This window comes from Liquorilactobacillus uvarum DSM 19971, from assembly GCF_001434935.1.
Classification (GTDB): Bacteria; Bacillota; Bacilli; order Lactobacillales; family Lactobacillaceae; genus Liquorilactobacillus; species Liquorilactobacillus uvarum.
The window spans coordinates 1-240 of the sequence record NZ_AZEG01000142.1; the positions used below are offsets into that span (position 1 = coordinate 1).

Genomic DNA, 240 nt, shown 5'->3' on the forward strand with positions numbered 1-240 from the left:
TCCTAGCCAAATTATTAAACAACTGAAATTAGATGATAACCAAGATATGACAATAACAATTGAAAATGGATCAATTGTTTTAACACCAATAAAAAAGAACCCAACCAATATTCACGAACTATTTAAGGATTGGAAAGATGACGGGAAAAGGGATCACGAGCTTGATTGGGGAAAGTCAGAAGATAATGAACTTCAATGGTAAGCCAAGGTGATATATTTTATGTTAACTTTAATCCAAGC

The 240-nt window shown here is 32.5% G+C and carries 1 protein-coding gene; it reads left to right on the plus strand.

Annotated features, from left to right (window positions below; genetic code table 11):
* Positions 1–202, plus strand: a 202-nt coding sequence (locus tag FD20_RS13750) for an AbrB/MazE/SpoVT family DNA-binding domain-containing protein (protein WP_057738956.1), incomplete at its 5' end; no start/stop codon positions are given.
* Positions 203–240 lie beyond the last annotated feature (38 nt).